Origin of the sequence: Micromonospora sp. DT201 (genome assembly GCF_049841575.1) — a bacterium.
Taxonomy (GTDB): domain Bacteria; phylum Actinomycetota; class Actinomycetes; order Mycobacteriales; family Micromonosporaceae; genus Micromonospora.
Genome location: NZ_JBNCKP010000017.1, coordinates 146,726 through 166,328 on the forward strand (window position 1 = coordinate 146,726; position 19,603 = coordinate 166,328).

A 19,603-nucleotide genomic window follows, 5' to 3' on the forward strand; every position below is an offset into this window, starting at 1 on the left:
CGAGTGACTGACGGGGTGCAGCAGCCAGCCCCACGGCGGCTCTGGCCGCTGTGGACGGTGCTCGTGGTGGTCGTCCTGCTGTTGGGCTGCGGCCTGCCGGCGCTGCTCATCGTCGGAGTGGTCCGGGAAAACGGTGCCCGGTCGACGATCAGCCGGGTCGGCGCCGCGGCGACTGACGACCCAGCCACCGCAGCGGCCCGAGGGCTGGCCGACCGGATGACCGCCCAACTCGACCGGCAGTCCGCAGCGCTGCTCGGCGGCGACCGCGCCGGCTTCCTCGCCATCGCCGAGCCAACCGCGCACACCGACCTGCGCCGACGCTTCGCCGCACTACGCGAGCTGAAGGTGACCGTCTGGCGGGCCGAGCCGAGCGGGCTGCCCGCGCCGATCGTCGGCAAGCCGGGGGAGTGGCGACTCCTGGTGCGTTTCCAATACTGCTTCGTCGCACCGAACTGCCGACCCAGCCCGGTGCTGATCGGCACCCGCTGGCGGGAAAACAGCGCCCAGCCCCGCCTGGTCGCCATGGAAGAGTCCAAGTCGGTGGAGACCGGCACCCGGCCGTGGGAGATCAGCGACCTGGCCGTCGCGATCGGCGCGCGAACCATCGTCGCCACGACCCCGGCGCTGCGCGGCAAACTGCCCGGCCTGCTCGTCCAAGCCGAAGCGGCGGCCAAGGTCGCCGACGGGTACGTGGTGGCCGGCTCGCCTCCGGATCGCTACCGGATCTTCTACGCCGGCCGCACCGAGTGGCAGCGCTGGTACGGCGGCGAGCGACCAGAATGGACCGGCGGCTACGCGGTGACCGTGGGCGGCGGCCACCACGAGGTGGTGCTCAACGCCGACGGGCTGCCCAGCAGCGGCACCGATGACCTGCTGCGGCACGAGTTGACCCACGCGGCCTCACTGCCGGAGCGCGGCTATCCGGGCAAGGCCACCTGGTGGTTGGTGGAAGGGTTGGCCGAGTTCGCCGGCGCGGGAGGTCAGGCGGTCGACCGGTACGAGGGAATCCCCGAGGTGCGCAAACTGGTCCGGGGCAACTGGGACGGCAAGTTGGCGGGCGTCAACCCCGCTGACGACGCCTCTGCCGAGCAGGTCAGCGGCAGCTACGGCGTCGGCTACCTGGCTGTCCGGCACATCGTCGACCGGTACGGGCCACAGCGGCTGCTCGCTTTCTTCAAGGCCGTGGTGCACGAGCGCAAGGCCCTCGACGTGGCCGCCGAGGAGGCGTTCGGCGAGCAGTGGTCGACGCTGCACGACGAGTGCGTCGCGTACGTCCGCTCTGTCGCCGCCTGACGGGCTCCTGGGTGGGAGGACGGTGAGCCGTACCATCGATGGGTGCGCCGCCCCCAGTTGCCGCGGCCGCCCAGCGTCTCGCGGCCCCGCCTGCTCACCGCCCTGACCGCCGTCGCCGTCCTCACCGTTACCACCGCCGCCTCGTGCGGCGATGACGACCCCGACCTCGCGCTGGCGTCAGCGGCCCGCAACCAGGTCAGCGAGGTGATCGACGCGCCGGCGACCGTGACCGCTCGGGCCGCCGCCACGCTCACCGCTCCCGCGGACGGCACCCTGGCGAGCCTGCGCGTCCAGCCGGGACAGCAGGTGAAGCGTGGTCAGATCCTCGCCGTGGTCGACTCGCCCTCGGCTCAGCAGCGGCTTCGTCAGGCGAAGCAGGCGTTGGAGGCGGCGAAGCGCGCCGGGCGGGGTGTCTCCACGGGTGACCTGACCGGCAGTCGGCGCGGCACCGACAAGGCGGCCGGCGAGGCCTTCGACGCTGCCCGGAAGGCCGCCGAAAAGATCGCCGACCCGCAGCTGCGGGGCGCGCTGTTGACCCAGGTGACGTCCGCACAGCGGCAGTACGCTGCCGCCGCGCGCAGCGCCGACCAGGCCGTCCAGGCGGTGCAGCGGGGGATCCGCGGGTTGAGCTCAGCAGTCGGCGCGCTCTCCGCGGCGCAACGGTTGCAGGCCCAGCAGGCGTACGACCTGGCGAAGGCGACAGTCGACGCGCTGACGCTGCGCACCCCGATCGCCGGGGTGGTGCAGCCGGGTGGCACCCGGGCCGGCGGTGGCTCGACCGGTGGCCTCGCGGGGCTGCTGGAACAGGCCGGTGGCGCCCAGGCGGCCGGCATCGACCCGTCCGTGCTGGCTCCCAGCCAGGGCGGGCCGCCTGCTGGGGTGGACGACGCGGTCGCGGTCGGCGGCCAGGTCAGCGCCGGCACACCAGTGCTGACCGTGGTGGACACCGGGCAGTTGGGATTGCTCGCCGAGGTGGACGAGACCGACGTGCTGCTGGTCAAGGCCGGCGTGACGGCCACCGTCGAGTTGGACGCCGTCACCGGTGCCAGCTACGACGCGACGGTCCGCTCGGTGGATGTGCTGCCCACCAACTCTGCCCAGGGCGGGGTCACCTACCGGGTACGCCTCGCACTGGGTGCCGGGAAGCTGGCCGAGGACGAGCCGGCCCCCAGCCCCCGGCCGGGCATGAACGCGATCGTGCACCTGCGGGTACGCGAGGCTGCCGACGCGGTGACCGTCCCCGCCTCAGCGGTGTTCTCCGCCGACGGCCGGGACGCGGTCTGGGTGGTCCGCGACGGCAAGGCTGGCCGGGCGGCGGTCACCGTGGGCGTGCAGGGGTCGGATCTGGTGCAGATCCTCAACGGGGTGCAGCCCGGTGACCGGATCGTGGTGCGCGACACCGATCAGGTGCGCGACGGCCAGGAGGTGCGGTGACCGGCAACCCACCGGCGATCGAGGCGGTGGAGGTGTCCCGGACGTACCAACTGGACGGGGTGTCCGTCGAGGCGTTGCGCGGGGTGTCGCTGGTCGTGCAACCGGGGGACTACGTGGCCCTGGTCGGCCCGTCCGGCTCGGGCAAGTCCACCCTCATGCACCTCCTCGGTGGGCTGGACCGGCCCACCGGTGGCCGGTTGGTGATCGGCGGGCGGGACGTGAACGCCCTCGCCCCGCCGGAGATGGCCACCCTGCGCAACGAGACGATCGGCTTCGTCTTCCAGGCGTTCCACCTGCTGCCGCGTACCTCGGCGGTGGAGAACGTGGCTCTGCCGCTTGTCTACCGGGGCGTGCCGGCCCGGCAGCGTCGGGCGCGGGCGGCGGCGATGCTCGGCCGGGTCGGCCTCGGGCACCGCCTGGACCACCGGCCCAACCAGATGTCCGGCGGTGAGCAGCAACGGGTGGCGATCGCCCGCGCGTTGGTCACCGAGCCGACGGTGCTGCTGGCCGACGAACCCACCGGCAACCTGGACAGCGTCACCGGCGCGGCGGTGCTGGAGCTGTTGGAACAGTTGAACGTGGAGTCCGGGGTGGCACTGGTGCTGGTCACCCATGACCAGGAGGTGGCGGCACGGGCCCGACGCCGGATCACGATGCGCGACGGAGTTGTCGTGACGGACACCGACACCCCTCATGATCGACCGCTGTCCGTCGATCACGGTCGACCTGCGACACTGGTCTCCGCTCCCAGCGCGGAGCCTCGGTCCGCGTCCGGAAGCGGTCCGGGGCACCCGTCCGGTGGCTCCGGTGGCGCCGCCGGAGCCACCGGACGCCTTCCGCGGGAGGCCGACCCGGGTGAGCCCGAGGTCGCGCGGCCGGGAGGCGCGGCGTGAGGCTCGCCGAGGCGTGGCGGGTGGCGTTGGACGCCCTGCGGGCCAACCGGTTGCGCAGCGCGCTGACCATGCTCGGGGTGATCATCGGGGTGGCCTCGGTGGTCCTGCTGGTGGCCATCGGCACCGGCACCAAACAAAAGGTCGAGCAACAGGTCGAGGGCCTCGGCTCCAACCTGCTGCTGGTCGTGCCCGGCCGGATCGAGGTGGGCAACGCGCCGGTGGTCTCGCCGCTGACCCTCAAGGACGTCGACGCCGTTAGCCGGGTGGTCGGCGACCCCGATCGGGTCGCGGTCACCATCGCCTCCGGGGCGACCGCGCGGGCCGGCAACAACTCCGACTTCACCACCGTGCAGGGGGTGCTGGAAACCACCCCGACGGTGTTCACGCGGTCGCTGGCCCGGGGCCGTTACCTCACCGGCACGGACGTGGACACCAGCCGGCGGGTTGCGGTGCTCGGCGACGCGGTGGCCCGCGCGCTCTTCCCCGACCGGGACCCGCTCGGCCAACAGGTGGCGCTGGCCGGGGTGCGGTTCCGGGTGATCGGCGTCTTCGCCCCACTCGGGCAGAGCCTCGGCGTCGACCGGGACGACGAGGTGCACGTGCCGGTCACCGCCGCGCAGCGGCTCTGGGGCACCCAGCGGGTGGACGGCATCGCAGTGAAGGCACCGGACCGGGAGCGGATCGAGGAGTTGGGGGAGCGGATCGTCGCCGAGCTGACCCGCCGCCACCCGGACACCGAGTTCAGTGCGGTCACCCAGCAACAGATCCTCGGCGTACTCGGCGACATCCTCGGGGTCCTCACCGGCGTACTGGCCGCCATCGCCGGCATCTCGTTGCTCGTCGGCGGTGTCGGTGTCTCCAACATCATGCTGGTCAGCGTCCGAGAGCGGACCCGGGAGATCGGGCTGCGCAAAGCCGTCGGTGCCCGCCCCCGCGACATCGGGGTGCAGTTCCTGCTGGAAGCGGTGCTGCTCACCACGATCGGTGGGCTCACCGGAATGGCTCTTGGCGTGGGGACCGCCCTGCTGATCAACGCGCTGTCGCCGATCCCGGCCGCGATCACCTGGTGGTCGTTGGCGCTCGCCTTCGGCGTATCGGCGGTCGTCGGCATCGTCTTCGGGGTCGTCCCCGCGCAGCGCGCCGGCCGACTCGACCCGGTGGTCGCGCTACGCGCAGAGTGAGCAGCGTCGGAACAACCGGGACGCCGGGCCCAGGCGGGGAGATACCGGGAACACGGATCGGGTGAACCGGCCAGGAGAAACATGATCAGTTGTACGAAGGGATCGCGCCGGTCACAGCCGCCCCGCTACCGTACTGGTAACACGCGCGTCGCCGCCCGGCCCGGAGCATCCGTCGGGTTGGCACGCGCCGGGCATGGGATGGGTTGGTGAGCCATGGCCGGGTCACAGTCCGACGGACGGCTGTCGGAGGTCAGGTTCTTGACCGTCGCGGAGGTGGCGACGGTCATGCGGGTGTCGAAGATGACCGTCTATCGCCTGGTGCACAGCGGTGAACTCACCGCCGTCCGGGTCGGCCGGTCGTTCCGGGTGCCTGAGCATGCGGTGCACGAATATCTCCGGGGTGCTTTTCAAGAGACCGCCTGAGCCACCGCCACGCCTCCCGGGTGCCTCTTAACCGGCATCGACGGGGGCGCGTTGGTCCGGCTGACGCCCTCCGGCTACCCTGGAGCCCGACCGAGACCCCACCGGTGCGCCCGCCGCCCAGACTGGTCCGGTCCGTTGTCCGCAAGCGGTCGCCGTCGCCACCTGCGTGGTGTCATCCGGTCCGCCCCGCACGTTGTATCGAAAGGCTGTCGTCGTATGGGCTCGGTGGTCAAGAAGCGCCGTAAGCGCATGGCTAAGAAGAAGCACCGCAAGCTGCTGCGCAAGACCCGCGTCCAGCGTCGCCGTCTCGGCAAGTGATCGCCGCCGGGCTCAAGGCCCGGCGTTCGGCGTCACTTGCCTAACTGTCGACCCCCGGAGGCTCAGGTGATCAGGCCGTGGTCGTCCCGGCTCGATCCTCCCTGTCGGGGTAGGTGCGTCAGATGACCCCCGGTGGCACCTCAGGTGCTCCGGGGGTCGTCCTCGTCACCGGGGTGGGCCGCTACCTGGGTGCCCATGTGGCGGCCCGACTGGCCGCCGACCCGCGCATCGAACGGGTCATCGGGGTGGACGCCCCCGATTCCGGCACCGAGTTCACCGATCTGCTGGACCGGGTCGAACGGATTCGCGTCGACACCGGTTCGCTCGGTGGCCTCCTCGCCGACCTGGACGTCGACGCGGTCGTGCACCTGGCCCTGGTCAGTTCCCCCGACCCGCAGCACGGTGGCCGGTCCGCCATGAAGGACCAGAACGTCATCGGCACGATGCAGATGCTCGCCGCCTGCCAACGGGCTCCCCGGTTGCGCAAGCTCGTGGTCCGCTCGTCGACCGCCGCGTACGGGGTGTCGTTCCGGGACCCGGCAGTCTTCACCGAGGAGACCGAGCCCCGCGAGGTGCCACGCGGCGGTTTCGGCCGCGACATCCTCGACATCGAGGGGTACGTAAGGGGCTTCCGGCGTCGCCGGTCCGACGTCACCGCGACGGTGCTGCGCTTCGCCCCGTTCATCGGCTCGACCGCCGACACCACGTTGACCCGCTACTTCGCGCAGCCGTTCGTGCCGACCGTCTTCGGCCGGGACCCCCGTCTGCAGTTCCTGCACTTCGACGACGCGTTGGAGGTGCTGCACCGGTCGATCGTGGAGGACCACTCCGGCACCTACAACGTCGCCGGCCCGGGGGTGCTGTCGCTGTCCCAGGCGATCCGGCGAGCCGGTCGGGTGGCCGTGCCGGTGCTGGAACCGGGCCTCTCCGGTGCCGCCGCGCTGGCCCGCATCATGGGCTTCGGCCGTTACGGCCTGGACCAGGTCGACCTCTTCGTGCACGGCCGGGTGGTCGACACCACCCGGCTTGAGCAGGAGTACGACTTCACGCCCCGCTCCACCGCCGAAGCATTCGAGGACTTCATTCGCGCCCACCACGGCGGCGCGGTGGTCACGCGGGGGCAGTTGGCCGCCGCCGAGCAACTGGTCCTGGACGGCATCCGGCAGGTGCGCGCCGCGGTGCGGGAGGTGGGACCGTGAGCGCGAGGAGTGAGCCGGGTTTGCGAGCCCCGCAGTCGCGAACTGAGGTGGGACCGTGACCGGGTCGGGAGAGGGGCGCAATCCGCAGGGGGTCGGGCGTTTCGACGTACCGCAGCAGTCGCCCACGGCGGACGCGGTGCCGGCGCGGCTCAACGGACATCGACCGGCGGCCCAGGTCCGCTCGGTCGGGCCGGCGGTGCCGGACCGGCCGGGGGAGCATTGGGACCGTAAGGTCGCGAACGGCCTGGCGTTTCTGCGCCGGCGGCTCTCCGGCGACTACGAGGTCGACGAGTTCGGCTTCGACTCGGAGTTGACCGACGCCGTCTTCCACCCACTGCTGCGGCTGCTCTACCGCGACTGGTTCCGCACCGAGGTCAGTGGGGTCGAGAACGTGCCCGTCGATGGTCCCGCCCTGGTGGTCGGCAACCATTCGGGGACTGTGGCGCTGGACGCGTTGATCCTCTCGGCGGCGCTGCACGACAAGCACCCCGCCCACCGGTACCTGCGGCTGCTCGGCGCTGACCTGGTCTTCCGGATGCCGGTGGTCTCCGAGCTTGCCCGCAAGACCGGCGGCACGGTGGCCTGCAACCCGGATGCCGAGCGGTTGCTCGGTGGCGGCGATCTGGTCGGTGTGTTCCCTGAGGGTTTCAAGGGCATCGGCAAGCTGTACGCCGACCGGTACAAGCTGCAACGTTTCGGGCGCGGCGGGTTCGTCTCGGCGGCGCTGCGCACCGGCACCCCGATCGTGCCGGTGGCCATCGTCGGCGGCGAGGAAATCTACCCGATGCTCGCCGACATCAAGCCTTTGGCGCGGCTGCTCAAGTTGCCCTACTTCCCGGTCACGCCGACCTTCCCGTGGCTCGGGCCGTTGGGCATGGTGCCGCTGCCCAGCAAGTGGCTGATCGAGTTCTGCCCGCCGATCCCCACGGCCCACCTGACCGACTCGGCGGACGACCCGTTGGTGGTTTTCAACCTCGCTGACCAGGTGCGGGAGACCATCCAGCAGACCCTGCACACGCTGCTGGAGCGACGGCCCGACCCGTTCGGCCCCTGAGAGACTCAGCCAGCGCGGCGGCGGCGCTGTAATGCCAGCCCGGCGGTGACCGCGCCAGCGACCAGTCCGGCTGCCGCCGTCGACGGTACGGCGATCTTGACGGCCCGACGGCCGGTGCGGAAGTCCCGCACTTCCCAGCCGTGCTGGCGGGCCTGCCGCAGCAGCGCAGCATCCGGGTTGACGGCCACCGCCCTGCCCACCGCGCAGAGCAGCGGCAGGTCATTGGCCGAGTCGCTGTAGGCCGCGCAGCGGGTCAGGTCGAGCCCTTCCACCCCGGCGAGCTGGGTGACCGCCTCGGCCTTCGCTGGCCCGTGCATCAGGTCACCCACCAACCGCCCGGTGTACGCCCCGTCCACCACCTCGGCCACCGTGCCGATGGCACCGGTCAGGCCGAGCCGGGAGGCGATCACCCGGCCGATCTCCACTGGGGCGGCGCTGACCAGCCAGACCCGCTGGCCGGCGTCCAGGTGACGTTGCGCGAGCTGGTGGGTGCCGGCCCAGATCCGGGGAGCCATCATCTCGTCGAAGATTTCCTCGGCGAGATGCTCCACGTCGTCGACGCGCCAACCCTCGACGAAGGCCAGCGCGGCCTCCTTGGCCAGGGACATGTCACCGGCGTGCTCGCGGGCCAGTAGCCGGAACCGGAGCTGCTGCCAGGCGAATCGGGCCAGGTCGGCGGCCGTGAAGTAATTTCGGGAGGCGAGCCCGCGGGCGAACCAGTAGATCGACGCGCCCCGCATCATCGTGTTGTCCACGTCGAAGAATGCTGCGGCGGTCGGGTCCGGGGTGGTGGCCGGGGCCAGGTCGGTCTCCGCCCAGCCTGCGGTGTGCCCCTCGGTGTCGGTGCTGACCGTCACCCTACGGCTGCGCGCCACGCGACCTCCTTCCGCACCGCTACGACAGTTGCCTCCAGCGAGGGTAGCCGCCGCTCATGGTCGACCGGCCGGGCACACAACGAACTGTGCCGCGGCCGGTCCGACGTGCGGTATAGGAGCGCCGGTCAGCGAGCCCCGGGGCAGGCGCTCGGAGCGGGGCCGAGGGCGTCGCTGAGGGTCGGCGCCGGCAGGCCGCAGGCGATCGCTGCCCGCAGTGCATCCGAGCGCTCCCGGACGCTGCTCAGCAGGTCCAGCGACCGCTGGGTCCGGTCCCGGTCGGCGCGGGTGCTCCCGTCGAGCAGACCGCTCACCGCCCGGCGTTGGCCTGTGAGGAAGGCGTTGAGGGTGTCCAGGCTCCCCGGCTCGGCCCGTTGCACGGCGGCGGTGGTCAGCAGGCGAACGCCCTGCCGGGTGTCGGCGTCCATGTCGTCGAGGACCGCGCTGTAGCCGATCCGGTCACCGCGCAGCTCGGCGGCCTCGCCGAGTCTGGTCCGGGCGAAGTCCAGGAAGAGCTGACCTCGGCTGATGTCGGAGCTGGCCAGTGCGAGTTGAGCCCGTTCGGTCGAGCGCTTCATGCCGTACAGCGCGTCGCCGGGCACCGCGTTCTCGCTTGCGGCGGAGATGCCGGAGACGGCGATGGCGCCGGCGGCGACGCCGACCAGGATCGCGCCCCGGGCTCGGGCCCGCCGGGCGGTGGCCGCCGGCAGTAGCCGCCCACGTGTGGTCGTGGCGGCCGGTTCGCTGGCGGCTGGTGTGGTGCCCAGCCCTTCCCGTTCGGCGGTTGCGAGCAGCATCGCCCGCAGGCCGGTACGGAAGTCCTGGTCCACTTCGACAGCCGGGGGGTCGACGCTGAGCCGTTGGCCCACTACGACGAGCGGCGCGAGTTGACCGTCCACTCGAGATCGAACGTGGTGTCGCCGAGCGCCGTTGGCCTCGTCGAGAAGCTGCGCGAAGCGCTCGGCGCGCCGGCGAGAGAAGAGGATGTCGTCCACCGCAGGCACCTCCTCTCGCTGGTCACGGCCGGTCGGCCGCCGTCGTTGCCAGCAACCGGATGGCAATGTGACACCACGGAGGTGAGGTGCCACCGGCATGCCGGTCGGACCTCGGTGACCCGGGCCCTGCCGGGACGTCCACCGGTCGCACCCGGAGAAACGCGGCGGACCGGGCACGGGTTACGGGCCTGGCGGGGCGGAAATTACAGAAAGTGATCGTCGTCACCGGGCGGGACCGACTCTGAGCTGCACGGACGTCGATCGACGCCCATCGGTCCCGCCGCAACAAACTACGGCTGGAAGCCGTCGGGCAGGAGTCGGGCCAGAGCGCGGACCGCCCGGTACTGGAGTGCCTTGATTGCACCCTCGTTCTTGCCCATCGCACGGGCCGTCTCGGCGACCGAGAAGCCTTGCAGGAAGCGGAGCACGATGCACTCCTGCTGCTCCGGGTTGAGCTGCTTCACGGCGGTGAGCAGCGCGACGTTTGTGATGTGCTCCACCACCGCCGCTTCCGGGCTGCCCTCCGGGCCCCGGTCTTCCCGGTCGGCGTCGAGCACGTCGCCGGTGGTGACCTCCAGCCGGTACCGGCCCGACTTGAAGTGGTCCGCGACCAGGTTGCGGGCGATCGTCACCAGCCAGGCGCCGAGGTCACGGCCCTGCCAGGTGAAGCTGCCGATCCGCTTCAGCGCGCGTAGGAAGGTGTCCGAGGTCAGGTCTTCGGCGAGTTGGCGGTTGCCGACCCGGAAGTAGACGAACCGGAACACGGTGTCCACGTACCGGTCGTAGATCAGACCGAACGCCTCGGACTCACCGGCCTGGGCCCGCTCGATCAGCTTCCAGACCTCGGTGGCCGGGTCGGACGGGTCTGGGCGGCTCGGGAAGCCGGTCGGGGTGGTGGCGGTGCTGGCCGGCACTGCCGGGATCACCGCTGTCTCGCCCGCCGCCGGGTCGGTGGTCACCACCGGTGTTTCGCTGCCCCGTCGACCCTGCGCAGGCATGGTCTGCCGGGGCGGAACGGCAACCCGGCCGCCGGTCGGTCTCGCGTTTCCGCCGGGCACCGCGGGCCGCGGCGGCGGCTCGTTGTGGTGTGGCCGGCTGCGGGTCCGTTGCGCCGCGCCGTCGCCTAACACGGCGGTGTCGTGTGCATCGTCCAGCGGGGCACGGGCCGCCGGTCGCTCGTTGACGTGGGAGCGTGCCGGTTGACCGGTCAGGCCGACCGGGCGTTCCGCGTAACCGAAGGTGGTCACCGGGTTGCCCCCGTACCGTCGGTCGCCGGGCGGGCCGGTCTGTGTCTCGTCGGGGCGGACCGACCGGGCAGCCGGTCGGGTAGGACGGTCGCGGGGGTTGCCGGCGGGCGGCAAATCCCCTGGAGGTGCTGGTCCAATGCACTGACAGGCACGGGGGCCTCCTCGGGCTGAGGGGTGTCGACTCACGGCAAATGGGGTGACCCGACCCGAGTGATGATAGGGCCAACGTCACCCGCGCGTGGCAAGTCCGTTACACAAGGCGGAAGTATTTCCCGCTCCCGCGTACCGGCGGCGGACCGGTTGTCCGTCGTGTGCGATTGACTTTCCGTCGGCCCGGTGTTCCAGGATGGATACCCTGGTGGGGGTGTGTTGCCCGTTCGGCTGACCCGCCGCCTCGGGTGGCGGCGCGGGCGCGGCCGAACCGTCTGTGGACGGCGTCGCGCATCCCCTCGGCAGGACCCGATCGTGCCACCGGTGGCACACAGGATAGTCCCGTGTACGGGACTCTGCGACATCGCCGTCCGGGCGCGGACAAGACTGTGCGGACGTAACGTGGTGCCGGCGCCGGGGCGACGATGCCGACCGACCCACCGGCGATCGCCGACACCCCACGGAGGTAACCGATGTCCACTGACGCCCGGCTCGCCCTGATCACCCGACCCGGTTGCCACCTGTGCGACGACGCCAAGGCCGCGCTCGACCGGGTGGTGGCGGTCACCGGCGACAAGTGGGTCGAGTGGGACGTCACCAGCGACGAGGGGCTGGAGCGGGAGTACGGGGACCGGTTGCCGGTGGTGATGCTCGACGGCAAGGAGCACGGCTACTGGCGGGTCGAGGAGGACCGGCTGCTGCGGGACCTGACCACGCCGCAACTCTGAGCGGTGCCTAGGGTGCTCAGATGACCCCTGCGCACCCTCACCTCGTGTGGGACTGGAACGGCACTCTGCTCAACGACCTCAGTCTGGTGGTGTCCGCCACCAACGTCGTGTTCACGAGCCTTGGCGGGCCGACGGTCACCCTCGACGAGCATCGGATGCGGTTTCGCAGGCCGATCGCCGAGTACTACGCCGAGGTGCTCGGGCAGGCCGTGGACGACGACGAGTTCGGTCGACTGGATCGGATCTTCCACGACGCGTACCGCACCGGGTTGACCACCTGTGAGCTGGCCGCCGACGCGCGCACCGCGATGGCCGCCTGGCCGGGCAGCCAGAGCCTGCTCTCCATGTGGTTCCACGAGGAGTTGGTGCCGACCGTGCACACGTACGGGTTGACCGGCCACTTTGCCCGGGTCGACGGGCTGCGGGCCACGGTCGGCGGCGACCGTAAGGCCGAGTCGCTCCAGCTGCACCTGGCGGAGTTGGGCGTGGACGGTGCCTCGGTTGTGCTGATCGGCGACTCCATCGACGACGCGGATGCGGCGCTCGCGGTGGGCGGCCGAGCGGTGCTCTACGCCGGTGGGTTCACCGACCCGACCCGGCTGCGCGCCTCCGGTCACCCGGTGGCGGACACCCTCACCGACGCGGTGGCGCTGGCCCTGGAGGTCAGTTCCGCAGATAGGTGAGGACGGCGAGCACCCGCCGGTGCTGCTCGGTGTCCGGCGGCAGGGTGAGCTTGGTGAAGATGTTGCGCACGTGCTTCTCCACCGCGCCGTCGCTGACCACCAGGGCGCGGGCGATGGCGGTGTTCGAGCGACCCTCGGCCATCAGCGCGAGCACCTCGCGCTCGCGGGGGGTCAGCTCGCGCAGCGGGTCGTCCCGGCGACGCCGGGCGAACAGCTGGCCGACCACCTCCGGGTCGAGCACCGTGCCGCCGGCCGCCACCCTGCGCAGCGCGTCCAGGAACTCGTCGATCGCGGCCACCCGGTCCTTGAGCAGGTAGCCGATGCCGCCGCCGGCGCCGCCGGTGGTGGCCAGCAGATCATCGGCGTACGAGACCTCGACGTACTGGGAGAGCACCAGGATCGGGGTACGCGGCACCAGCCGCCGCGCCTCCACCGCCGCCCGCAGTCCCTCGTCGGTGTGTGACGGAGGCATCCGCACGTCGACGATCGACACGTCGGGCCGGTGCTCCACCACCGCCTCGACGAGCGCGTCGCCGTCCCCGACGGCGGCCACCACCTGGTGCCCGCTCTCGGTCAGCAGCCGTACGAGCCCCTCTCGGAGCAGGACGGCGTCGTCGGCGATAACGATTCGCATGGCTGTGTTGTCTACCACGTTCGGCCTGTCCTGAGGGTTCGGCGCGGTGCCCGGTCGCTCACAGCATCTCCTTCGTTCGCGACTGCGGGGCTCGCAAACCCGGCTCACTCCTCGCGCTCACAGGGGTAGCTCCGCGCGGATCTCGGTGGGACCGCCGGCGGGGCTGACCACCATCAGGTCACCGCCGGCAGCCCGGACCCGGTCGGCGATACCGGCCAGCCCGTGCCCCTTGGCCAGGTGCGCGCCGCCCTGCCCGTCATCGCCGACCCGCACCTGGAGTTGGGTGCCCTGCCGGGCCACGGCCACCGTGGCCTCGGTGGCCCGGCTGTGCTTGGCGACGTTGGTCAGAGCCTCGGACACCACGAAGTACGCGGTGTTCTCCACCGCCGGGTCGAGCCGCCCTGCCGGGGTGCCCAGCTGCGGGTCCACCTGGAGCTCGATCGGGATGAGCCCGCGTCCGGCGATCGCGGCCAGGGCGCTGGGTAGGCCCCGGTCGACCAGGATCGGTGGGGCGATTCCCCGGGACAGTGCCCGCAGCTCGGCCAGCGTGTCCCGGGTCTGGGTGACCGCCTCGTCGATGGTCCGGCCGGCGGCCTCCGGGTCCGAGGCGAGCTGCATCCGGGCTCGGCTGAGGTCCATCGCCAGGCGGACCAGGCGCTGCTGGGGGCCGTCGTGGATATCGCGCTCCAACCGGCGCAGCGCGGACGCCTCGGCGGACACTGCGGCCCGCTTCTGCTCCTCCAGCACGGTGATCCGGTCGCGCATCTCGGCCACCCCGGTCAGCATGGCCTTGGCGAAGCTGGCCTGGAGTAGCGCGCAGCCCCGAACCACGATCGGCAGCGTGATCAGGAAGAACACTCCGAGCGCGGTGTACAGACCGATCCGGGCGGTGGTCGAGTTGCCCAGGCCGAGCAGTTGCGCCAGGTCCTGGTCATCCACGCCGTCGGCTCGGGGCAGGGCCCAGTCGTAGGCCCAGTAGAGCGAGCCGGTGATGGCCGCGGCCCACCAGGCCAAGGTCACTATGAAGGTGCCGGACGCCGCGATCAGCCGCAGGATGCCGTGTGCCAGGTCGAGCCAGGACTGGGCGTCCCGCATTGGCACGAAGATCCGCCGCCAGACGTTGGCTCCCGCCTCGGGCAGCCGGTAGTGGGGGCGGATCCGGGGCTGCCGGAGCACCGCGGGCAGCCGTAGCCGCTCGACGTCGGCCAGCCCACGGGCGGCGTAGAGGGTGCCGCTGAGGATCGGCAGGCCGATCACCGTGACCACCAGCCCGATGCCGACCGCGAGGCCGACGAGGAGGACGACGAAGCTGGCCACCGCCAGCGGCAGACCGAGCAGCACGTACCCGGAGTCGACGAAGAGCTGGCGGGGGATGCTCGGTGCCAGCATCGGTTGGTCGTTGGGGGCGGCAACTGCGGTCATGCCCAAAGGCTAGGCATCCGTGCCTTCCATCCCCATCCCGAAGCCCTGCCTCTCCCTCGTAGTGCTGTCCCTACCACGTCGGGGACGGCAGAGCGAGGCCCGGCGCGGGATTGGTCAGAGAAGTCGGGATTGAGCAATAATCGCCCGGCCGGCGCGGCGAGGACTCGCCGGATCGATCTTGCGGAATGGAGGTGCTGGTGAGGTTGCGTCACGCAGCGGCAAGATCGCGATTTGTGCACGTCTTCACAAGCGCCTACTCTGTGACTCCGACGCGCCCTGCTAGCACAGCCGGCAACCTCGGTCGCCAGCGGGAGTCCATAAGCGGCCGACCAGCGGAGTTGGCCGAGGATCGCACCGCACGGAGTCTCATGAGTCAGCACCGTCACCCAGGCGCGCCCGGCCGCGCCGGTGCCGTACCGACGCTCCCGGATCTGCCCGAGGCGACCGTCGCTCGGCTCCCGGAGTACCTGCGCGCGCTGCACAACCTCGCCGACGCCGGGTACGAGACGGTGTCCAGTGAGGGCCTCTCCGCTGCCGCCGGAGTCAACTCCGCCAAGCTCCGCAAGGACCTCTCCCACCTCGGCTCGTACGGCACCCGGGGGGTCGGCTACGACGTCGTGCTGCTGATCGAGCAGATCGAGAATGTGCTCGGGCTCACCCAACGCCGGGCGGTCGCCCTTGTCGGCGTGGGTAATCTCGGTCACGCTCTGGCCGGCTACGACGGCTTCGCCGGCCGAGGCTTCCGGATCGCCGCACTGCTCGACGCCGATCCCTCCCGAGTCGGCGAGGAGATCAACGGCCTGGTAGTACGGCATGTCGACGATCTGCCGACGGTCGCCGCGGAGGAATCCCTCGCGATCGGCGTGATCGCCACCCCGGCCGCCGCCGCCCAGCAGGTCGCCGACCAACTGGTCGCCGTCGGCGTGACGAGCATCCTCAACTTCGCGCCGTGCGTACTCTCGGTTCCGGAGGGGGTCGACGTGCGCAAGGTCGACCTCGCCATCGAGCTGCAGATTCTGTCCTTCCACGAGCACCGCAAGGCGTCGCTGACCGCGTTGCCCGCCACCGGCGGGTCCGCTCTCACCGCCCTGCCAGGCGGGTTCGCGGCCACCGACACCCAGGAGGCGATCGGCACGTGAAACTGCTCGTCGTCGGCGCGTCCTATCGGACCGCCCCAGTCGCCACGCTGGAGCAGCTGGCCGTTCCTCCCGCCGACCTGACCCGCACCCTGGGCCGCCTGGTCGCCCAGCCGTACGTGTCCGAGGCGGTCATCGTCTCCACCTGCAACCGGGTGGAGGTCTACGCCGCAGTGTCCGGTTTCCACGGCGGGCTCGGTGACGTCTGCGCCGCCCTGGCCGAGCAGGCCGGCAGCTCGCCGGCGGCGCTCGCCAGTCACCTGTACGTGCATTACGACACCGCTGCCGTGGACCACGTGTTCCGTGTCGCCACCGGTCTGGACTCGATGGTGGTCGGCGAGGCGCAGATCCTCGGGCAACTGCGTGACGCGTACCACTGGGCCACTGGCGCCGACTCGGCCGGCCGGCTGCTGCACGAGCTGATGCAGCAGGCTCTGCGGGTCGGTAAGCGGGCCCACGCCGAGACCGGCATCGACCGGGCCGGCCAGAGCGTCGTCACCGCCGCGCTGGAGCTGGCCGCCGGGCACCTCGACGGTGATCTCGCCGGCCATCCGGCGCTGGTGGTCGGCGCTGGCGCGATGGGCTCGCTCGGGGTGGCCACGCTGTCCCGGCTGGGCGCCGGGCCGCTCACCGTCAGCAACCGGGGTGCCGACCGTGCCGTCCGGCTCGCCGAGTCGTACGGGGCGAGTGCCGCGCCGATGACCGAGCTGGTCGACACCCTCTCCACAGTGGACATCGTAGTGGCCGCCACCGCGTCCACCGAACCGGTCCTCACCCGTGCGGTGGTCAGCTCGGCGCTGGCCCAGCGGGACCCGGGCCGAGGCCCTCTGGTCCTGCTCGACCTGGCCGTTCCGCGCGACGTCGAGGAGGGCGTCGCCGAGCTGCCCGGCGTCGAGGTGATCGACATCGACCGGATGGCGGCACTGCTCGCCGACGGTCCCGCAGCTGCGGACGCTGCCGCCGTCGAACGGATCGTGCTGGGCGAGGTGGAGGGCTTCCTCACCTGGTTGCGCGGCGCCGACGTGGCACCCACCGTGGCCGCGCTGCGCGGTCGGGCCGACGACGTGGTCACCGCCGAGCTGCGCCGGTTGGCTCAGCGACGCCCCGACCTCGGCGACGACCTGCGGGCCGAGGTGGCCCGCACAGTGCACCGGGTCGTGCAGCGGCTGCTGCACCAGCCCACTGTGAAGGTCCGCCAGTTGGCCGCGGAGCCCGGCGGCGACCAGTACGCGGCCCTGCTGCGCGAGCTGTTCGACCTCGAGGTGCCGCAGACCTCACCGGTCGACACTGTCCCGGACGTGCTGACCCCCGACCTCGGCATCGCGCTCCCCGGCATCGAATCGGTGTTCGGAGCCGACGCCGCCGAGCCGACCCCACCCACCGGAGGTGCGCGATGACCGCCCCCCTGCGCCTCGGCACCCGGGGCAGCACCCTGGCGATGGCCCAGTCCGGCCAGGTCGCCGAGGCGCTGACCGTCGCCACCGGCCGCCCGGTCGAGCTGGTCGAGGTTGTCACCGCGGGCGACCGCTCCAACGCGCCGGTGCACCGGCTCGGCGTCGGGGTGTTCGTCTCCGCGCTGCGCGACGCACTGACCGCGAGGACGATCGATTTCGCGGTGCACTCGTACAAAGATCTGCCCACGGCTGCCGCCGCCGGGCTGCACATCGCGGCCGTGCCGGCCCGGCTGGACCCGCGCGACGCGCTGGTCGCCCAGGGCGGCCGGACGCTCGCCGAGCTGCCGCCCGGGGCGACCGTTGGCACCGGTGCGCTGCGCCGGATCGCCCAACTGCACGCCCTCGGGCTGCAGTTGGAGGTCACCCCGATCCGCGGCAACATCGACACCCGCCTGGCGCGGGTGGTCGGCCCCGAGGCCGACCTCGACGCCGTCGTCCTGGCCCGAGCCGGGCTGGCCCGGATCGGTCGGGCCGACGTGATCACCGAGACGCTGGATCCGATGCTGATGCTGCCCGCCCCCGCCCAGGGTGCGTTGGCCGTGGAGTGCCGGGTCGACGACCAGGACCTGGTCGAGCTGCTCGCGGTGCTCGACCACGCACCGTCGCGTGCTGCGGTCACCGCGGAACGCGCGTTTCTGGCAACCCTGGAGGCCGGGTGCAGCGCACCCGTTGCCGCCTACGCGGAACTCGCCGAGGGCGATACCGGCGATGAGATCTACCTGCGCGGGGCGGTGATCAGCCCGGACGGCACTCGTGACCTCCGGCTGTCCCGCACCGGAACGCCCGCCGACGCGGCGGAGATCGGTAAGGCACTCGCCGCCGAACTCCTCGACCTCGGCGCCGACTCGATCCTCGGCCACGAAGGACACACCGGCCCGGGGACCCAGCAATTTGGGAGCACAGAATGACCCGCACCCGTAAGCCCGTCGGCCGTATCGCGTTCGTCGGGGCTGGCCCCGGTGACCCGGGTCTGCTGACCCGTCGGGCGCACGACGCCCTGGTCGACGCCGACCAGGTGATCTACGACCGGGGAGTCCCGGAGTCGTTGCTCGCCGTCGTCCGCGCCGAGGCCAGGGACGACGCCGAGTTCACCCCCGCCGAAGGCGTGCCGGGGGACGTGGCGAAGGTGCTGATCTCCGCGGCCCGGTCCGGGTTGAACGCGGTGCACCTGGTCGCCGGCGACCCGTTCGGCCACGACTCGGTCGTGAAGGAGGTGCAGGCAGTGGCCCGCACCGCCGCCCACTTCGAGGTGGTGCCCGGCGTGGGCCAGGCCGAGGGTGTGGCCACCTACGCGGGCGTCCCGCTGCCGGGTGTGCGTACGGCCGCCGACGTCGAGGACGTCAGCGCACTGGACTTCGAGGCGCTGGCCACGGCCGTCGGCCGGGGTTCGCTCGCGCTCGCCGTGGACGCCGGTGACCTCGCCGCCGTCCGGGACGGGCTGCTCGCTGCCGGGGTCGACGGCACCACCGGCGTCGGTGTGACCGGCGACGGCACCGGCGAGACCCAGTACACGACCACGTCGACCGTCGACAGCTTCGTGGCCGCAGCCCTCGGCTTCACCGGCCGGGTGGTGCTCACCGTCGGTGTCGGGGTGGGCCAGCGCGACAAGCTGAGCTGGTGGGAGAACCGCCCGCTGTACGGCTGGAAGGTGCTCGTACCCCGTACCAAGGAGCAGGCTGGCGCGATGAGCGCCCGGCTGCGCGCGTACGGAGCGATCCCGTGCGAGGTGCCGACCATCGCGGTCGAGCCGCCGCGCACCCCGGCCCAGATGGAGCGGGCGGTCAAGGGCCTGGTCGACGGCCGGTACGCCTGGGTGATCTTCACCTCGGTGAACGCGGTCCGCGCGGTCTGGGAGAAGTTCGCCGAGCACGGTCTGGACGCCCGGCACTTCGGCGGCGTCAAGATCGCCTGCATCGGCGAGGCGACGGCGGACGCGGTCCGCGCGTTCGGCATCCAGCCGGAGCTGATCCCCGCCGGGGAGCAGTCCTCCGAGGGGCTGCTGGCCGAGTTCTCCCCGCACGACGAGATCCTCGACCCGGTGGGCCGGGTGCTGCTGCCGCGCGCCGACATCGCCACCGAGACGCTCGCCGCCGGGCTCACCGAGCGCGGCTGGGAGGTCGACGACGTGACCGCCTACCGGACGGTGCGGGCCGCGCCGCCGCCCGCCGAGATCCGCGACGCGATCAAGTCGGGCGGGTTCGACGCTGTCTTGTTCACGTCATCCTCCACCGTGCGGAACCTCGTCGGTATCGCCGGGAAGCCACACGCGCGTACCGTTGTTGCCGTCATTGGGCCCAAGACGGCGGAGACCGCGACGGAGTTCGGCCTGCGGGTCGACGTCCAGCCGCCGCACGCCTCGGTGCCCGACCTGGTGGAGGCGCTCGCCGCCTACGCCGTCGAGCTGCGCGAGAAGCTTGCCGCAATGCCGGCCAAGCAGCGCCGTGGTTCGAAGGTGCAGGGGCCGACCGCCCTGCGCTTCCGGTAGTC

General features: G+C 71.9%; 19 protein-coding genes. 14 read left to right on the plus strand and 5 right to left on the minus strand.

The window, feature by feature from the left end:
• Window positions 1-3: 3 nt before the first annotated feature.
• From ACLQ28_RS25015 to ACLQ28_RS25050, 8 genes are all read left to right on the plus strand, one after another.
• Window positions 4-1,293, plus strand: coding sequence for a hypothetical protein (locus ACLQ28_RS25015; protein ID WP_425688710.1), 1,290 nt, complete (start codon window positions 4-6; stop codon window positions 1,291-1,293).
• Window positions 1,294-1,335: 42 nt separating this feature from the next.
• Window positions 1,336-2,727 (plus strand): efflux RND transporter periplasmic adaptor subunit, encoded by a 1,392-nt coding sequence (locus ACLQ28_RS25020; RefSeq protein WP_425688711.1) that lies wholly within the window; start codon window positions 1,336-1,338, stop codon window positions 2,725-2,727.
• Window positions 2,724-3,620, plus strand: a complete 897-nt coding sequence (locus ACLQ28_RS25025; RefSeq protein WP_425688712.1) for an ABC transporter ATP-binding protein — start codon at window positions 2,724-2,726, stop codon at window positions 3,618-3,620. Before ACLQ28_RS25020 ends, ACLQ28_RS25025 begins: the two co-directional genes overlap by 4 nt.
• A complete protein-coding gene (locus ACLQ28_RS25030; RefSeq protein WP_425688713.1) occupies window positions 3,617-4,801 on the plus strand; it encodes an ABC transporter permease in 1,185 nt (394 codons plus the stop codon). The genes ACLQ28_RS25025 and ACLQ28_RS25030 overlap by 4 nt, the downstream gene beginning before the upstream one ends.
• A 213-nt stretch (window positions 4,802-5,014) precedes the next feature.
• Window positions 5,015-5,224 (plus strand): helix-turn-helix domain-containing protein, encoded by a 210-nt coding sequence (locus ACLQ28_RS25035; protein ID WP_110563213.1) that lies wholly within the window; start codon window positions 5,015-5,017, stop codon window positions 5,222-5,224.
• Between the two features lie 216 nt (window positions 5,225-5,440).
• Window positions 5,441-5,542: a 30S ribosomal protein bS22 gene (locus tag ACLQ28_RS25040; RefSeq protein WP_007465623.1), complete on the plus strand. Its 102-nt coding sequence runs from the start codon at window positions 5,441-5,443 to the stop codon at window positions 5,540-5,542.
• Window positions 5,543-5,664: 122 nt separating this feature from the next.
• Window positions 5,665-6,741 (plus strand): NAD-dependent epimerase/dehydratase family protein, encoded by a 1,077-nt coding sequence (locus tag ACLQ28_RS25045; protein ID WP_425688714.1) that lies wholly within the window; start codon window positions 5,665-5,667, stop codon window positions 6,739-6,741.
• 196 nt (window positions 6,742-6,937) lie between these two features.
• Window positions 6,938-7,795, plus strand: coding sequence for a lysophospholipid acyltransferase family protein (locus ACLQ28_RS25050; protein ID WP_425688746.1), 858 nt, complete (start codon window positions 6,938-6,940; stop codon window positions 7,793-7,795).
• A gap of 5 nt (window positions 7,796-7,800) precedes the next feature.
• Here the strand turns inward: ACLQ28_RS25050 and ACLQ28_RS25055 are convergent, their stop codons facing one another.
• The 3 genes from ACLQ28_RS25055 to ACLQ28_RS25065 form a co-directional block, all read right to left on the minus strand.
• Window positions 7,801-8,670: an HAD family hydrolase gene (locus ACLQ28_RS25055; RefSeq protein ID WP_425688715.1), complete on the minus strand. Its 870-nt coding sequence runs from the start codon at window positions 8,668-8,670 to the stop codon at window positions 7,801-7,803.
• A 125-nt stretch (window positions 8,671-8,795) separates the two neighbouring features.
• Window positions 8,796-9,671: a DUF5667 domain-containing protein gene (locus ACLQ28_RS25060; RefSeq protein WP_425688716.1), complete on the minus strand. Its 876-nt coding sequence runs from the start codon at window positions 9,669-9,671 to the stop codon at window positions 8,796-8,798.
• Between the two features lie 281 nt (window positions 9,672-9,952).
• Window positions 9,953-10,909 carry an ECF subfamily RNA polymerase sigma factor, BldN family gene (locus tag ACLQ28_RS25065; RefSeq protein WP_425688717.1) on the minus strand — a complete coding sequence of 319 codons (957 nt, stop codon included), beginning with the start codon at window positions 10,907-10,909 and terminating at the stop codon, window positions 9,953-9,955.
• 623 nt (window positions 10,910-11,532) lie between these two features.
• On the opposite strand from ACLQ28_RS25065, the gene ACLQ28_RS25070 reads away from it, so the two are divergent.
• Window positions 11,533-11,787, plus strand: a complete 255-nt coding sequence (locus ACLQ28_RS25070; RefSeq protein WP_425688718.1) for a glutaredoxin family protein — start codon at window positions 11,533-11,535, stop codon at window positions 11,785-11,787.
• A 20-nt stretch (window positions 11,788-11,807) separates the two neighbouring features.
• Complete coding sequence (locus tag ACLQ28_RS25075; RefSeq protein WP_425688719.1) at window positions 11,808-12,470, plus strand: HAD family hydrolase; 663 nt, start codon at window positions 11,808-11,810, stop codon at window positions 12,468-12,470.
• Here ACLQ28_RS25075 and ACLQ28_RS25080 read toward each other — a convergent pair.
• Window positions 12,451-13,104, minus strand: a complete 654-nt coding sequence (locus ACLQ28_RS25080) for a response regulator transcription factor (RefSeq protein ID WP_074314799.1) — start codon at window positions 13,102-13,104, stop codon at window positions 12,451-12,453. The genes ACLQ28_RS25075 and ACLQ28_RS25080 overlap by 20 nt on opposite strands.
• A gap of 117 nt (window positions 13,105-13,221) precedes the next feature.
• Window positions 13,222-14,526 carry a sensor histidine kinase gene (locus tag ACLQ28_RS25085; protein ID WP_425688720.1) on the minus strand — a complete coding sequence of 435 codons (1,305 nt, stop codon included), beginning with the start codon at window positions 14,524-14,526 and terminating at the stop codon, window positions 13,222-13,224.
• 368 nt (window positions 14,527-14,894) lie between these two features.
• Here ACLQ28_RS25085 and ACLQ28_RS25090 point away from each other — a divergent pair, with 368 nt between their 5' ends.
• Genes ACLQ28_RS25090 through ACLQ28_RS25105 form a run of 4 tightly spaced genes read left to right on the plus strand, consistent with a single transcriptional unit; the run spans window position 14,895 to window position 19,601 of the window.
• Complete coding sequence (locus ACLQ28_RS25090) at window positions 14,895-15,665, plus strand: redox-sensing transcriptional repressor Rex (protein ID WP_425688721.1); 771 nt, start codon at window positions 14,895-14,897, stop codon at window positions 15,663-15,665.
• Window positions 15,662-17,059, plus strand: coding sequence for a glutamyl-tRNA reductase (locus ACLQ28_RS25095; RefSeq protein ID WP_425688722.1), 1,398 nt, complete (start codon window positions 15,662-15,664; stop codon window positions 17,057-17,059). The genes ACLQ28_RS25090 and ACLQ28_RS25095 overlap by 4 nt, the downstream gene beginning before the upstream one ends.
• On the plus strand, window positions 17,056-18,024 hold the full coding sequence (gene hemC / locus ACLQ28_RS25100) for a hydroxymethylbilane synthase (protein WP_425688723.1): 969 nt from the start codon (window positions 17,056-17,058) through the stop codon (window positions 18,022-18,024). The genes ACLQ28_RS25095 and hemC overlap by 4 nt, the downstream gene beginning before the upstream one ends.
• Window positions 18,021-19,601 (plus strand): uroporphyrinogen-III synthase, encoded by a 1,581-nt coding sequence (locus tag ACLQ28_RS25105; RefSeq protein ID WP_282264353.1) that lies wholly within the window; start codon window positions 18,021-18,023, stop codon window positions 19,599-19,601. The genes hemC and ACLQ28_RS25105 overlap by 4 nt, the downstream gene beginning before the upstream one ends.
• Window positions 19,602-19,603 lie beyond the last annotated feature (2 nt).

Coding starts and splice junctions, on each gene's coding strand:
- ACLQ28_RS25035 (WP_110563213.1), top strand. CDS start 5,015: ATGGCCGGGTCACAGTCCGACGGACGGCTGTCGGAGGTCAGGTTCTTG.
- ACLQ28_RS25070 (WP_425688718.1), top strand. CDS start 11,533: ATGTCCACTGACGCCCGGCTCGCCCTGATCACCCGACCCGGTTGCCAC.
- ACLQ28_RS25040 (WP_007465623.1), top strand. CDS start 5,441: ATGGGCTCGGTGGTCAAGAAGCGCCGTAAGCGCATGGCTAAGAAGAAG.
- ACLQ28_RS25085 (WP_425688720.1), bottom strand. CDS start 14,526: ATGACCGCAGTTGCCGCCCCCAACGACCAACCGATGCTGGCACCGAGC.
- ACLQ28_RS25090 (WP_425688721.1), top strand. CDS start 14,895: ATGAGTCAGCACCGTCACCCAGGCGCGCCCGGCCGCGCCGGTGCCGTA.
- ACLQ28_RS25080 (WP_074314799.1), bottom strand. CDS start 13,104: ATGCGAATCGTTATCGCCGACGACGCCGTCCTGCTCCGAGAGGGGCTC.
- ACLQ28_RS25075 (WP_425688719.1), top strand. CDS start 11,808: ATGACCCCTGCGCACCCTCACCTCGTGTGGGACTGGAACGGCACTCTG.
- ACLQ28_RS25105 (WP_282264353.1), top strand. CDS start 18,021: ATGACCCGCACCCGTAAGCCCGTCGGCCGTATCGCGTTCGTCGGGGCT.
- hemC (WP_425688723.1), top strand. CDS start 17,056: ATGACCGCCCCCCTGCGCCTCGGCACCCGGGGCAGCACCCTGGCGATG.
- ACLQ28_RS25045 (WP_425688714.1), top strand. CDS start 5,665: ATGACCCCCGGTGGCACCTCAGGTGCTCCGGGGGTCGTCCTCGTCACC.